This window comes from Roseospira navarrensis (genome assembly GCF_009601025.1).
Classification (GTDB): Bacteria; Pseudomonadota; Alphaproteobacteria; order Rhodospirillales; family Rhodospirillaceae; genus Rhodospira; species Rhodospira navarrensis.
In genome coordinates this window covers 17,226-32,113 of record NZ_WIVE01000030.1, presented here as the reverse complement: position 1 = coordinate 32,113, position 14,888 = coordinate 17,226, and the positions used below count along the sequence as shown (strand labels likewise).

General features: G+C 68.0%; 10 protein-coding genes. 3 read left to right on the top strand and 7 right to left on the bottom strand.

Features of this window, described 5'->3' with window-relative positions:
- Window positions 1-221: 221 nt before the first annotated feature.
- Both GHC57_RS10695 and GHC57_RS10690 read left to right on the top strand, forming a co-directional pair.
- A complete protein-coding gene (locus tag GHC57_RS10695) occupies window positions 222-2,255 on the top strand; it encodes an elongation factor G (protein WP_153344015.1) in 2,034 nt (677 codons plus the stop codon).
- Between the two features lie 450 nt (window positions 2,256-2,705).
- Window positions 2,706-3,218: a hypothetical protein gene (locus GHC57_RS10690; RefSeq protein WP_211369172.1), complete on the top strand. Its 513-nt coding sequence runs from the start codon at window positions 2,706-2,708 to the stop codon at window positions 3,216-3,218.
- A 105-nt stretch (window positions 3,219-3,323) separates the two neighbouring features.
- Here the strand turns inward: GHC57_RS10690 and dnaE are convergent, their stop codons facing one another.
- On the bottom strand, window positions 3,324-6,803 hold the full coding sequence (dnaE, locus tag GHC57_RS10685; RefSeq protein ID WP_153344011.1) for a DNA polymerase III subunit alpha: 3,480 nt from the start codon (window positions 6,801-6,803) through the stop codon (window positions 3,324-3,326).
- Between the two features lie 54 nt (window positions 6,804-6,857).
- On the opposite strand from dnaE, the gene GHC57_RS10680 reads away from it, so the two are divergent.
- The gene (locus tag GHC57_RS10680) at window positions 6,858-8,285 is read left to right on the top strand and encodes a hypothetical protein (protein WP_153344009.1); all 1,428 of its coding nucleotides are present in this window, start codon (window positions 6,858-6,860) and stop codon (window positions 8,283-8,285) included.
- 138 nt (window positions 8,286-8,423) lie between these two features.
- Here the strand turns inward: GHC57_RS10680 and GHC57_RS10675 are convergent, their stop codons facing one another.
- Genes GHC57_RS10675 through GHC57_RS10650 form a run of 6 tightly spaced genes read right to left on the bottom strand, consistent with a single transcriptional unit; the run spans window position 8,424 to window position 14,828 of the window.
- Window positions 8,424-9,305: an MBL fold metallo-hydrolase gene (locus GHC57_RS10675; RefSeq protein WP_343031156.1), complete on the bottom strand. Its 882-nt coding sequence runs from the start codon at window positions 9,303-9,305 to the stop codon at window positions 8,424-8,426.
- 3 nt (window positions 9,306-9,308) lie between these two features.
- A complete protein-coding gene (locus GHC57_RS10670) occupies window positions 9,309-10,106 on the bottom strand; it encodes a TatD family hydrolase (RefSeq protein WP_153344007.1) in 798 nt (265 codons plus the stop codon).
- A gap of 3 nt (window positions 10,107-10,109) precedes the next feature.
- Entirely contained in the window at window positions 10,110-11,666 is a 1,557-nt protein-coding gene (gene metG / locus GHC57_RS10665) for a methionine--tRNA ligase (protein ID WP_153344005.1), read from the bottom strand.
- Between the two features lie 49 nt (window positions 11,667-11,715).
- A complete protein-coding gene (locus GHC57_RS10660) occupies window positions 11,716-12,864 on the bottom strand; it encodes a DNA polymerase III subunit delta' (RefSeq protein WP_153344003.1) in 1,149 nt (382 codons plus the stop codon).
- Between the two features lie 10 nt (window positions 12,865-12,874).
- Complete coding sequence (gene tmk / locus GHC57_RS10655) at window positions 12,875-13,552, bottom strand: dTMP kinase (RefSeq protein ID WP_153344001.1); 678 nt, start codon at window positions 13,550-13,552, stop codon at window positions 12,875-12,877.
- A gap of 7 nt (window positions 13,553-13,559) precedes the next feature.
- Window positions 13,560-14,828, bottom strand: a complete 1,269-nt coding sequence (locus GHC57_RS10650; protein ID WP_153343999.1) for a D-alanyl-D-alanine carboxypeptidase family protein — start codon at window positions 14,826-14,828, stop codon at window positions 13,560-13,562.
- Window positions 14,829-14,888 lie beyond the last annotated feature (60 nt).

The window sequence follows — 14,888 nt, the reverse complement described above, 5'->3', positions numbered from 1 at the left end:
CGCGCCGCCCCGTGCTACCCGAACATCAGCAGTCTGCCGCAGTCTTCAGGGCCGCTTTGTCCTTGAATCTCTCGAAATCCATGGTGACCATGCGGGATCGGCCGTTGCGCCGCCGGTGCCCCGTGGGGCCGTCTGGCCGGCCGCCGGCCCTGGCCCCGGCCGCCCGTGCGTGCGCTTCCTTCAAGCGCTTCCTTGACCCAAGCTCAGTGAGGACCTGACCTATGCCCGACCGCGTTGCCTCGCCCCGGGTTGCCGCCCTCGTCGGCCCCTACCTGTCCGGCAAGACCAGCCTGCTGGAAAGCCTGCTGATGGCCTGCGGGACGGTCCACAGGAAGGGGCGCATCGAGGACCGGAACACGGTCGGCGACGCCAGCCCCGAGGCCCGCGACCGCGCCATGTCCACCGAGGTCAACGTGGTCGAGACCGAGTATCTGGGCGACCGCTGGGCCTTCCTGGACTGCCCGGGCTCGGTGGAGTTCCGTCAGGACGCCGTGGACGCGCTCATGGTCGCCGACGTGGCCGTGGTGGTGGTCGATCCGGACCCCGCCCGCGTGCGCATGGCCATGCCGGTCATGAAGCTGCTGGATCAGCGCAGCATCCCGCACATGATCTTCATCAACAAGATCGAGACCGCCCAGGTGGGCCTGCGCGAGCTGATGGAGGCCCTGCAGAGCGTGTCCGACCGCCCGCTGGTGCTCCGCGAGGTGCCGATCAGAGAGGGCGACAAGGTCACCGGCTATGTGGACCTCGTCAGCGAGCGCGCCTATCGCTACAAGCCGGGCGAGCGCTCCGATCTGATCCAGATGCCCGAGACCGTGCGCGACCGCGAGGAAGAGGCCCGACAGGAGCTGCTGGAAAGCCTGGCCGACACCAACGACCACATGCTGGAGGAACTCCTTGAGGATGTCGTGCCGCCCAAGGAGGAGGTGTACGAGACCCTCGCCAAGGATCTGGCCGACGACCGCGTGGTCCCGGTGTTCTTCGGCGGCGCGCTGGAAGACAACGGTGTCGTGCGTCTGCTGAAGGCGCTGCGTCACGAGACGCCGTCGGTGGACGAGACCATGGCCCGCCGGCTCGTGGACCCCGGCGAGGACGGCCCCCTGGTCCAGGTGTTCAAGACCGTGCATGCCGCCCACACCGGCAAGATGTCGCTGGCCCGCGTCTGGCGCGGCCCGGTCAAGGACGGCACCCAGGCGGGCGGGGAAAAGATCAACGGCCTCTATGCCTTCACCAACCCGGGTCAGCCGACCAAGATCACGTCGGCCGAGGCCGGCTCGGTGGCGGGTCTGGGCCGTCTTGAGTCCGTGACCACGGGGGCCCTGCTGGACGCCAAGGGCGCCCGCGAAGCCGACTGGCCCGCGTCCATGTCGCCGCTGGCCGCGCTTGCCGTGCGTCCGGCCAAGCACGGCGACGACGTCAAGCTGACGGGCGCGCTGGCCAAGCTGGCCGAGGAGGACCCGAGCCTGCGGGTCGAGCAGAACAGCGAGACCAACGAGCTGCTGTTGTGGGGGCAGGGGGACATCCACCTGCAGGTCGCCCTCGCGCGCCTCGCCCGCCAGTACAACGTCGAGGTGGCCTCCGAGAAGCCGCTGGTGCCCTATCAGGAAACCATCAAGAAAAGCACCAAGAAGCAGGGCCGCTTCAAGCGCCAGACCGGCGGCCACGGCCAGTTCGGCGACGTGCACATCGAGATCGGGCCGCTGTCGCGCGGCGCCGGCTTCGCCTTCCACGACAAGATCACCGGCGGCGTGGTGCCGCGCCAGTACATCCCGGCCGTCGAGCAGGGGGTCAAGGAATGGGCCCGGCAGGGGCCGCTCGGCTTCCCGGTCGTGGACTTCGAGGTGACGCTGTACGATGGCTCCTACCACACCGTGGACAGCTCGGAGCAGGCGTTCAAGACTGCTGCCCAGTTGGCCATGCGCGAAGGCATGCCGGACTGTCAGCCGGTGCTTCTGGAACCGATCCTGAAGGTCGAGATCAGCGTGCCCAACGACGCCACCAGCCGCGCCCAGCGCGCCCTGTCCACCCGGCGTGGCCAGATCCTGGGCTTCGACCAGAAGGAAGGCTGGGACGGCTGGGACGTGGTCCATGGCATGCTGCCGCAGTCGGAGATCCACGACCTGATCGTGGAATTGCGCTCCGCCACCATGGGTGTGGGCACGTTCTCGTGGGAATTCGACCACCTGCAGGAACTGAGCGGCCGCGAGGCCGATCAGGTCGTGGAACGCCGCAAGACCTTGCTGGAGAACGGGTAACTCGTGGGCGGGCGGGCCGGTGTCACCGGCCCGCCTTGCGGACCCAGCATGTCGACGCTCATGCGAAGCTACAGCCCCCGACAACTTCGGTTCCTTATGAAATCTTGGGCCCTGTCGTCGCCAACCGCTGACAAACTGTGCAAGTTAAACTACATTCAAATAGTCTCTTTTCGAGGAGTCGATTCGAATGAAGGACAAGGTTGTCACGTTTGTGCCGATTCGGACGGCGCGCGACTTCGCAAAGTACGTTTCGAAAGCGCACGTCGCTGGGGATGCGTCTGAAGCCCACGATATCAGCGCCGAAAAATTGCGCGGGCGGAGCAGGGGTCTCTCTGTCGATGATGAATACGTCACTCATAACTCTCTCGCACAGCGCAAGCGAGCGCATCAGGCGGCTCTGAGACAAGCCAATTCGTTTCTGAGGAATATGAGAGGCGAATAAAGGGCGTGATGGCGCTTATGTCTACTAAAGACCAAAACGGACAAGAAAAATATAGTACAGCTTTTGAAAAATTAGCTGGCGAGGGAAATGATCTCGTCGGATTGGTGGCGTATGCCCTTTATAAACGACATAAACGGGCTTGGATTATAGACTGTTGTCCGGATGAGGTCGCCATCCGCGATCATCACAAGCTACTTGTTCAGCCTTACATTGATACACTCATGGACTCTGCGAATAATTTACTTCAGGAGTATGGTGACGGCCGAGTTGAGCAAGAGCGGGACCGGCTCCTCGCGGCAGGATACGATCTTCAGGTTCAAAATATTTCGGATCAGATACAGATTCATTCTGATCACATTTTAAACACGGTCGTTAAAAAAACTAACCCGTGGGCTACTTTTTGGCCTGGTCTCACAGTATGGTTTGTTGGGGTATTTGTTTCTGTCATCATTGTCACATCAAATCTCATTCCCACCCTAATAGAGCACTTGAAGAGCTTAATTGATAGTGCGCCGCAGTGATTAAACGGCTTTGAACATTATGTTGATAATACGGCCTTCTTCTCAAAAATACATGCGGCAAGCGCAATCAAGATACGTCATAAATTCTAGATGAATTGATCGATATCACACCTCCCGCACATCCAGCACGCCGGGCACGCCGCGCAGGGCCATGATGGTTTCGGCCGTCAGGCGGTGGCGGCGGCCCAGTTCCACCTCCACGTCCCGGTCGGGACTGCGCGGCACCACGAACACCTTCTTCTGGCCGGGCGGGTCGCCGGCCAGGATCTCCTTGACCCGGGCGAGGGGACCGGCCTCGCCCACATAGACCTTGAGCTGCGCCACCGTCTTCGCCGCGGCGACGTCCAGACTCTCCACCGCCTGGACCATCAGCCGCACGTCGTCGCCTTCGCCTTCGACGCGGGCATCCACGCTCACCAGCAGGGGTTTCTGGGACTCCAGCAGGTCGCGGGCGGTGTTCAGGACCTCGGAGAACACGACCGCTTCCAAGGTCGCCGTGGCGTCGGACAGTTCCACGAAGGCATAGCGCTTGCCGGTCTTGCCCGTGCGCTCCTTTTTGGCGCCGGCGATGACCGCGATCCGGATCGCGCCCCGGCTCTCGCCCCGCCGCACATGGCGGGCGAGGGCGGACAGCGGCACCACGCTCAGCCGTTCCAGGCTGGTGCCGTAGCTGTCCAGGGGATGGGCCGAGAGGTAGAAGCCGATCGCCTCGCGCTCCTTGGCCAATCGATCCATGGAGTTCCAGTCCGAACACATCGGCAGGGGCAGGGCAGGGGCCCGGTCCTCGCCGCCGAACAGGTTGACCTGGTTGGAGGTGCGTTCCTCCGCCGCGCTCTGCGCGTGGCGCATGATGGTGTCGATGGCCCCGAACACGCGCGCCCGGTTGGGCTCCAGGCTGTCGAAGGCGCCGGCCTTGACCAGGTTTTCCAGCAGCCGCTTGTTGACGGCGCGGGTGTCCAGGCGGCGAGCGAAGTCGCTCAGGTCCCTGAACGGCCCGTTCTGGCGGCGCTCCGCCACCACGGCCGCCATGGCGGCCTCGCCCACGTTCTTGATGCCCGCCAGGGCGTAGCGCACGGCGCCGTCCTCGACCGAGAACGCCACCTCGGATCGGTTGATGTCCGGTCCCAGCAGGGCGATGCCCAGGCGCTGCAACTCGACCTTGAAGGCGCCCAGCTTGTCGGTGTTGTGCATGTCATAGGTCATGGTCGCGGCCATGAACTCGACCGGGTAGTTGGCCTTCATGAACGCCGTCTGATAGGCCACCAGGGCATAGGCGGCGGCGTGCGACTTGTTGAAGCCGTAGCCCGCGAACTTGGCGATCTGGTCGAAGATCTCGCTGGCCTTGCTGGCCGGAATGCCCTGCGCCTCCGCGCCCTCGCAGAACATGGACCTCTGCTTGTCCATCTCGGCCTGGATCTTCTTGCCCATGGCGCGGCGCAGCAGGTCGGCCCCGCCCAGGGTGTAGCCGGCCAGGACCTGCGCGGCCTGCATCACCTGTTCCTGATAGATCATGATGCCGTAGGTCTCGCGCAGGATCGGCTCCAGCTTCTCATGCATGAAGTGCACGGGCTCTTCGCCCTGCTTGCGCTTGATGTAGCTGGGGATGTTGTCCATCGGGCCGGGCCGGTAGAGGGCCACGACGGCGATGATGTCTTCCAGCGTGTCCGGCTTCAGGTTGCGCAGCACGTCGCGCATGCCCGTACTTTCCAACTGGAACACGCCGGCGGTCTCACCGCGGCCGAGCATGTCGTAGCTGGGGCGGTCATCCAGGGGCAGGGCGGACAGGTCCACGGTGATCTCGCGTGGCCGCAGCAGCTTGACCGCCGTATCGAGCACGGTGAGCGTTTTCAGGCCCAGGAAATCGAACTTCACCAGGCCGGCCTGTTCGACCCATTTCATGTTGTACTGGGTCACCGGCATGTCCGCGTTGGGATCGCGGTAGAGCGCCACCAGCTCCGACAGCGGCCGGTCGCCGATCACCACGCCGGCGGCGTGGGTGGAGGCATGGCTGTACAGCCCCTCCAGCTTGACGCCGATGTCGAGCATGCGGGCCACCTGCTCGTTCTCGCGCTGCAGTTCCTGCAGGCGGGGCTCACCCTTGATGGCCTCGGGCAGGGTGACCGGCTTGGCCGGGTTGTTGGGGACCATCTTGCAGATCTTGTCCACGAACCCGAGCGGCATCTGCAGCACCCGGCCGACCGAGCGCAGCACGGCGCGGGCCTGCAGCTTTCCGAAGGTGATGATCTGCGCCACCTTGTCGCCGCCGTAGACCCCCTGGACGTAGTGGATCACCTCGGCCCGGCGGTCCTGGCAGAAGTCGATATCGAAGTCCGGCATGGACACGCGCTCGGGGTTCAGGAAGCGCTCGAACAGCAGGTTGAAGCGGATGGGGTCCAGGTCGGTGATGGTCAGCGCCCAGGCCACGACCGAGCCCGCGCCGGAGCCGCGCCCCGGTCCGACGGGGATGTCGTGCTCCTTGGCCCACTGGATGAAGTCGGCCACGATCAGGAAGTAGCCGGGAAAGCCCATGGACTCGATGATGCCCAGCTCGTAGTCCAGCCGCTCGCGGTAGGGGCGGGCGGTCTCCTCGCGGTCCGCGTCGCTCTGGCTCTCGGTGAAGACGTGCTTGTGCAGGCGCTTGGTCAGGCCGTCGTGCGCCAGATCGCGCAGCGCCTCGGTCTCGGTGCGGCCGCTGGCCTGGTGGGCGTGCGGCAGGATCGGCTTGCGCCGTTCCGCCATGACCGCGCAGCGCCGGGCGATCACCAGCGTGTTGTCGCAGGCTTCGGGCAGGTCCTTGAAGACCTCGCGCATCTCGGCGGCACTCTTGAAATAGTGCTCCGCCGTCAGGCGGCGGCGGTCCGGCTCATCCACAAAGGTCTTCTCCGACATGCAGATGAGCACGTCATGGGCCTGGAACATCGCCCGGTTGGGGAAGAACGGTTCGTTGGTGGCGACCAGCGGCAGGGCCTGGGCATAGGCAAGGTCGATCAGCGCCGGCTCGATGCGGTCTTCGGCGGCCATGCCGTGGCGCTGGATCTCGACGTAGCAGCGGCCGTCGAAGGCCGCCGCCAGCCGGGCCAGCATGGCGGCCGCCTCGTCCGGGCGTTCCTCGGTCAGCAGGCGGCCGACCGGGCCCCCGACTCCGCCGGTCAGCAGGATCAGGCCGGCATTGCGGGCCTCCAGGTCCGTCACGTCCACCTGCGGCTTCTCGCCGCTCGGCGTTTCCAGAAACGCCTTGCTGAGCAGCGCCTGAAGGTTGGTCAGCCCCGCGTCGGACTGCGCCAGCAGCACGACCGAGTCCGGGTCGGGCCGGCGCAGATCGCGCGGGCCGACCCCGCGCCGCCGCGCCGAGGGGTCGTCGGGGTTCCGGACCGCGACCTGACAGCCGACGATCGGCTGCACGCCGGCATCGGCGCAGCCCACCGAAAACTCAAGCGCCCCAAACAGGTTGCCCGTGTCGGTGATGGCAACCGCCGGCATGGCCTGGCCGGCGCACAGGCGGACCAGATCCTTGACCTGGATCGCGCCCTCGGACATGGAATAGGCCGTGTGGACACGGAGATGAACGAAATCGGCATGGGCCATGGAGCGTGTGCGCCTTGTGGTTCGGTCGGTTCGGCGATCGGGAAAGGGTAGGGAATGGTATCGAACCGGGGCGGCTTTGTCCCCCGTTGCGGTCGTGGCGTGGCGGTGCTTGTGGTGGCCGGCGGACTGGCGGTGTCTCCCGCCCGGGCTGCGACGGACGCGGTGGACGCCGCCGGCGAGGACGACACGCCCGCCCGCCCGATCACCCTGTGCACCACGCCATGGTCGCCGTTCGTCGAGGCGATCCCGCCCCTGGTCCCGCCCTGGCCGAAGCCCGACGCGCTGGCTTTGGGGTTCGCCGGTCCCGCCCTGACCGATGGTGCGCTGGCCGAAGAGGACGGATCGGGGGGCGGGGACACGGACGGGCCCGCGGCGGACAGCGCCGCGCCCGTGGCGCCGCCCCCGGTGCCGCCGCTGCCCGCCGTGACCGCGGGTGATGAGACCCCCTCCCCGGACGGCGATGCCGTCGGAGGCCCCGCCGCCGACCTTGAGGTGCTCGCGGTGGCGCCGGCGTCCGAGGCCGAGGTGCTGCCGCCCCCCGCGCCGTGGGAAAAGCGGATCGCGCGCATCGCCGTGGCCAACGCCATGACCCGGCAGCGGATGGACGCGTCGGTGGTCCAGCCGAACGACGCCGAGGCGCCGGACGAAGAGACCCCCGCACGGATCGCCGACGCCACGCCCGATGTCCAGACGGGGGCCGGCGACGCGGCGGCCGTCGCCGAGCCGGAGTCCGCGCCCGACGATCCGGCCGATGATGTGGCCGCCCCGGAGCCGGCGGCGGGCCCGACCACGGCCGAGGACGCCCTCCAGGCCCTGAGCATGCCGGCCGCGCGCGCGCTCATGCCGCAGGGCAGGGCAGGCGGTCCGATGCCCCGCGCCGTCATGGCCGCCTGCCGCGAGGGCGGCCTGGACTGCCGCATCTCGCTGGTGCCCTGGGTGCGGCCCGGCAGCCAGTTGGAGAGCGGCCCGTGCGACGCCGTGTTTCCGGTTGAGGACACGGCGGACTCTCGGTCCTACATGCGGGCCTCGCGCCCCATCGTGGACAGCCGTCTGGCGTTCTTCACCCTGAACACGTCCATTGATCGGGTGGCCGACCTGACCGAGTTCGTCGTGTTGGCCAAGGGACCGTCGGATGTGGCGCGTCGCCTGGAAGCGACCATCGGCACTCTGGACAAGACCGCCCTGGTTCTGGGCCCGGACCTGACGTCGCTCATCCGCCGGCTGATCGGGTTGCGACCGACGGACCGCGTGGCGCTGTACGGCAATTATCACGTCGTCACCCGGGCCATGGAGGAGGTCGGCGAGAGCGTGCCGGCTCTGGGCGTGGTGCCGCATCGGAACCAGCAGTTCCGGGTTGGGTTCTCGCGGGCGCGGGTTCCCGGGCCCGTGATCGAGGCGTTCAACGCCGGGCTGAAGCGGATTGAGGACACCCGGGCGCTGCGGGAAATCCTGGACGAGGGCAACATCCGGCCGGTCAACTGACCGGCCGGGCGGCGCTGTGTTTCCGATGGGACATCAAGGGGTTGCGGCTGGCCTGCTGTGCCGTTTGTCGCATAATGTATATTATGAATAGTAATATTTGGCGGTGAGAGGCGCCGCGGCGTCCTGGTCCGGTTCGGTTCAGGACGCGGCCGTGCGTTCGGACGAATGTCTACTAGTAGATCCCGCCGCCGCGGTCGCGGGCACGTCCAGCACCATGCCGTCATAGGCCGGCTCGGCATCTGCCGGCAGCGCCCGGCGCAGGGTCTCGTAATCCAGACCGATGCCCAGATGCGTCAGGATCAGCCGCCGGGGCTGGACCCGCTCGGCCCACTCCAGAACCTTGTCCACGTGGGCATGGGTGGGATGCGGCTTCCAGGACAGGCAGCCGACGACCCAGGTGTGGACCCCCGTCAGGGCGTCCAGCGCCGCCTCGTCCATGGTCACGACATCCGTGCTGTACGCGAACCCGGGTCCGAACCGGAACCCCAGCGTGGGCATGACCTTGTGATCCTGCGGGATCGGCGTGACGGTCAGGCCGGCCACGGAGACCGGACCGTCGATCCGGTGCGGCACCAGGAGCGGCCGCCCGATCCAGCGCGGCTCCGGCGGCGGAGGCTCGACGGCGTACGGAAACCGCGCCGCGATCACGGCCAGGGTGTTTTCGTCGGCGAAGATGTCCAGCGGCCCGAACATGGCGCGATTGACCTCGCGCAGGTCGTCCAGACCATGCAGGTGGTCGGCATGGGCATGGGTGTAGAGCACGGCGGACAGGCGGTTGACCCCGGCGACCAGCAACTGGTCGCGGAGATCCGGGCTGGTATCCACCAGGATCGGGTCGGGGACCGCCGGCGGCCCGCCCTGCCCTGCCCCGTCCTCGGACTCCCCGTCCGGTGCGACCAGGATCGAGGCGCGGCTGCGCCGGTTGCGCGGGTTGGCGGGATCGCAGGCGCCCCAGCCGTTGGCGATGCTGGGCACGCCGGGCGCGGCGCCGCTGCCGAGAATGGTGATCGTCAGGGACACGCGCTACTCCGCCGCCATGCTGGCCGGGCGGCGGGCCTTGGTGAACAGGCGGTAGAAGTTGGCGGTCGTCGCCTCGGCCAGTTCGGCCGGGGCCATACCCTTGACCTCGGCCACCACGGCGGCGGTGTGGACGGTGAACGCCGGCTCGTTGCGCTTGCCGCGTTTGGGCACGGGGGCCAGGTACGGCGCATCCGTCTCGACCAGCAGATGGTCCAGGGGGACGGCCCGGATCGTGTCGCGCAGCGCGTCCGCCTTCTTGAAGGTGGCGATCCCGGAAACGGATATCATCATGCCCATTTCAACCGCTTTTTCAGCGAGTTCCGGGCCGGAGCTAAAGCAGTGGATGAGCCCGGGGAAGGGGCCTTTCGCCTGCTCCTCCTCCAGGATCCGGATGGTCTCGGGGTCGGCGTCGCGGGTATGCACGATCACGGGCAGGCCCATCTCGCGGGCGGCCCGGATGTGCTCCCGGAAGCTGCGCGCCTGGGCCTCGCGCGGGCTGTGCTCGTAGAAGAAGTCCAGCCCGGTCTCGCCGAAGCCCACCACCTTGGGATCGCGGGCCATCTCCATCAGGGTCTCGGCCGCGGTCTCCGGCTCGGTGCCGGCCTCGTGCGGATGAATGCCCACGGTGCAGTCCACCGTGTCGAACCGGCGCGCGGTCGCCAGCACCCGCTCGAACCGGGTGACGTGGGTGCAGATGGTCAGCATGTGCCCCACGCCGGCCCGATGGGCGCGCGCCACGACCTCGTCCAGGTCCTCGGCAAGGTCCGGGAAGTCCAGATGACAGTGACTGTCCACCAGCATGAGTCAGGCCTCTTTGTCAGGCTCCACATATCGCGGGAAGATGCCCTGCGGCTTGGGCAGCGCCGTGCCGGGCACCAGCGCCCCGCCCTCGCCCAGGGTCTCGAACCCGCGCGCATCCGGACCCAGCGCCAACTGGTCCAGCATCCGGGCCGCCGAGTCCGGGACCACCGGCTGCATCAGAATGGCGACATGGCGGATGGTCTCGGCCAGCACGTACAGCACGGTTGCCATGCGGTCCGGGTCGGTCTTGCGCAACGCCCACGGCGCTTGATGGTCCACGTAGGCATTGGCCGCGCGCACCACAACCCAAACGGCCTCCAGCGCCTCATGGAAGGCCTGGCGATCGAGGGCATCGCGGACCTGACCGAGCAGCCCGTGCGCCTGCCCCAGCAGGGCGACGTCCTCGTTCGAATGGTCCCCCGGCGTGGGCACGGCCCCGCCGCAGTTCTTGCCGATCATGGACAGCACGCGCTGGGCCAGGTTGCCCAGATCGTTGGCCAATTCTCCGTTCATGCGGCCGACCATGGCGCGGTGGGAGAAGTCGCCGTCGTTGCCGAACGGCACCTCGCGCATCAGGAAATACCGCACCTGATCGAGACCGTAACTCTCCACCAACTCCAGGGGGTCGATGACGTTGCCGAGGGACTTGGAGATCTTCTGCCCCTCGTTGGTCCACCAGCCGTGCGCGAACACGCGCTTCGGCGGCTCCAGACCGGCGGCCATCAGGAACGCCGGCCAGTAGACCGCATGGAAGCGCAGGATGTCCTTGCCGACCATGTGCAGGTCGGCCGGCCAGTGGGTGGCGTACTGGCCCGTTTCCGTCTCAGGATACCCGACGGCGGTGATGTAGTTGGTCAGCGCGTCCAGCCAGACGTACATGATATGGGCATCGTCGTTCGGGACCGGCACGCCCCACGAGAACGTCGTGCGCGACACCGACAGGTCGGTCAGGCCGCCCCGCACGAAGCTCATCACCTCGTTGCGACGGCTGTCGGGGGCCACGAAGTCCGGCCGGGACTCGTACAGGTCCATCAGCCGGTCGCCCCACTGCGACAGGCGGAAGAAGTAGCTGGGTTCCTCGACCCACTCCACCTCGGCGCCGCTGGGGGCGCGGCGCACGCCGTCCGCGCCTTCCGTAAGCTCGTCCTCGCCGTAGAACGCCTCGTCCCGCACGGCGTACCAGCCGGCGTAGCTGCCGAGGTAGATCTCGTCGCGCTTGATGAGTTCGTCCCACAGCTTCTGGCAGGCGCGGGTATGGCGCGCCTCGGTCGTGCGGATGAAGTCGTCGTTGGAGAAGTTCAGGGCGGCGGCCAGGTCGAAGAAGTTCTTCGACACCATGTCGGTGAACGCCTGCGGGTCCATCCCCTTGGCCTGCGCGGACTTTTCCACCTTCTGGCCGTGTTCGTCGGTGCCGGTCAGGAACTTGACGTCGAAGCCGTCCAGCCGCTTGAACCGCGCCATCACATCGCAGGCGAGCGTCGTGTACGCATGCCCGATGTGCGGGCTGTCGTTGACGTAATAGATCGGCGTCGTGATGTAGAACGGGGGGCGGCCCAACATGGGAACGGCTCCGGGACAGAGGGTTGTCGGGACCGGCGCGAGGGAGGAGTCAGGCGCGACCGGCGGCCCGCTCGATCAGCAGGAGGGTCGCCAGCACAGCCTGTTTGCGATCCAGATGAACGGCCTCGGTCCGGCCCAGCAGGTGGATGGTCTTTTCCCACACCGCGACCCACCGATCAAGGGGCGCCGCCCGGCTGAGGCGGGCCATGGCGGCCCCGGAGGGCGTTTCGTCCCCCGGGGGCCTGCCCGTCGCGCCCAGGCGGGCCATGTCCGCCAGCCAGCCCGGCAGCAGATCGCGGAACAGGGCCCAGGTGTCGTCGTCGCGCGCCACACGGTCGCCGAGCGCGTGGCAGCGGGCCACATCCATGCGCGGGGTCTGGCCCAGCAGGTCGATCAACTCGCCGTAGACCTCCAGCCCGCCGGTGCGGGCCAGCGTCAGGGCGCGCCCGATGCTGCCCCGGGCGAGCCCGGCGAGGGTGGCCCGGTCGCTCTCCGTCAGGTCGGGGCGGAGGCGGCCCAGCAGGGTGGTGATGTCCGCCGGCGCCAGAGGGCGCAGCGGCAGCCGCCGGCAGCGGGACGGAATGGTGGCCGGCAACCGGGCCGGATTGTGCGCAACCAGCAGCAGGATGGCCCGGCGGGGCGGCTCTTCCAGCACCTTCAGCACGGCATTGGCCGCGTTCCGGTTCATCTGGTCGGCGGCGTCGATGACCACCACACGCCACCCGCCCTCGGCGGGCGTCAGGGACAGGAACTGGCCCAGCCCGCGCACGTCGTCCACGACGATTTCGCCGCGCCGACGCGGGGCGCGGCCCGCTTCAAGGTCGCGCTGGGCCTGTTTGGCGTCGGAAAAGCCCGGTTCGATGACCCGCAGGTCGCCATGGCTGCCCGCCTGGACGCGATGGAACACCGGATCCGACGGCGGCACGGCCAGATCGGTCGGCGGCGGCGGAGCGCCGAATAGAGTGCCGCCGGCCTCGTCCGGCGCCGGCTGGGAGAGCACGAACCGCGCCATGCGATACGCCAGCGTGGCCTTTCCGATGCCTTTGGGGCCGGTCAGCAGCCAGGCATGACTCATGCGGCCGCCGGTCCAGGCGCGCAGGACTTCGGCTTCCGCCGCCGCCTGCCCGATCAGGTCCGGATTGGCGCGCGGGGGCGGGACCGCGTCCGCGGCGGCGTCCGGGGCAGGGGCCCGCGCCATGCCGCCTCCCCTACCCGTCCACGGGCGCGGCGCCGTCCACCACGTCCGCGTCCGCCGTCCATTGGGCCATGCGGGCGTCCATGGTGGCCATCACCCGGGCCGCCACCGTGTCTTCGTCCCCCATGGCGTCGATCAGCGCGCATCGCTCGGGGTCGATGGCCGCGATCTCGTGAAAGCCCAGGTGGACCCGCTCGTGGAAGCCCAGGTCCAGGCCCTCGAACCGATTGACCACCCCGCGCGCCGCCGCGCGGGACAGGCCGAAGCGGGCCGGCACATCCAGGATCAGCGTGAGATCGGGCGTGAACGGCCCGGCGGCCAGATCATACAGCATCTCCAGCGTTTCCAGCGAAACGCCGTGGCCGTACCCCTGATAGGCCGTCGTCGAGTCCGCGAACCGATCGCAGACCACCCACGCGCCGCGTTCCAGCGCCGGCCGGATGGTGTGGCGGATGTGGTTGCGCCGGGCCGCCGCGAGAATGAGCGCCTCGCTGACCGCGTCCCAGCGGTCGCCGGCGGGGTCCTCGAACAGGGCGGCGCGCAGATGCTCCGCGCCCGGCGCGCCGCCGGGCTCGCGGGTCTCGATGACCTCCAGGCCATGACCGCGCAGGGCCGTGGCCAGACGCCGGGCCTGGGTGGACTTGCCGGCCCCCTCGCCGCCTTCCAGAGTGATGAACCGCCCGCGCCGCATGGATCCGTTACCCTCCGCTGGCGCCGTCAGCCGCCTCCGGCTCGCCGTCGAGGCCGGTTTCGGGCAGCGCGAGACCCAACACGATGTGCTGCAGGGCCGCGAACATGCGGTTCACCATGCCCATGCGCTCCACGTCGGTGCCGGCCTGGAGGGGGAAGGTGAGCGGCTGCATGTCCGGAGCCTCGATGGACAGGGTGGCGACCTCGTCGCCCCGCGCGATGGGGGCCGGGATCGGGCCGTCGTAGCGCACGGTCACGGTCATGGTCCGTCGGGCGTTGCGCGGCAGCGTGACCGTCAGTCCGTCGGGCAGCACCAGCGGCACGGTCTCCGTCTGGCCCAGCCAGACCTCGGCATCCGTGACGGTCTCGCCCGGCTTGAACATGGCCACGTTCTCGAACGTGCGGAAGCCCCAGGACATCAGGCGCTCGGACTCCTCGGTCCGCGCCCGCGTGCTTTCCAGGCCGTTCAACACCAAAATCAGCCGCCGCCCGTTCTGCTTGGCCGAGGCGGTCAGACCGTACCCCGCGACCGAGGTGTGGCCGGTCTTGAGACCGTCGGCCCCGATGTTCTTGTAGAGCAGCGGGTTGCGGTTGTGCTGGGTGATGCCGTTGTAGGTGAATTCCTTTTCGGAATAGAACGGATAGTATTCCGGGAAATCCCGAATGATGCGCTCGGCCAGCGTCGCCAGATCGCGCGCCGTCATCAGGTGTTCGGGATGGGGCAGCCCGGTGGAGTTCCGGAAGGTGCTGTCGGCGAGCCCGATCTCCGGCGCGCGGCGGTTCATGGCGTCGGCAAAGGCCTGCTCCGTCCCGGCCAGATGTTCGGCGACCACGATGCAGGCGTCGTTGCCCGACTGCACGATGATGCCGCGCAGCAGGTTTTCGAGCGTGACCGACGAATTCGGGTCCAGGAACATGGTCGAGCCGCCGCTGGCCGCCCCGCCCTTCTCCCACGCGTTCTTGCTGACCGTGAACGTGTCGTCCAGCGACAGACGGCCGGCCTTCAACTGTTCGAACACCATGAACACCGTCATGAGCTTGCTCATGGAGGACGGCGGCATGGGGGTGGTGGCGTTCTTCTCCAGCAGCACGGTGCCGGTGTCGATGTCCACGAGCAGCGCTTCGCGCGCCGTGGTTTCGATGCCGGCGGCGCGGGCGGCGGGCGCCGCGACCAGGACAAGCGCAACGCCGAGCAGGACCGCCCCGGCGCAGGCCCGGGCGAAAGAACGGAGCGTGGCGACCCCCTGATCGGAATCGCGTCGGTCTGAACGGAACATGGTGGACCTGCTGATACGACGGCGCACGACGGGACCCGCCCGACCCGCGGCGCCGGCCTT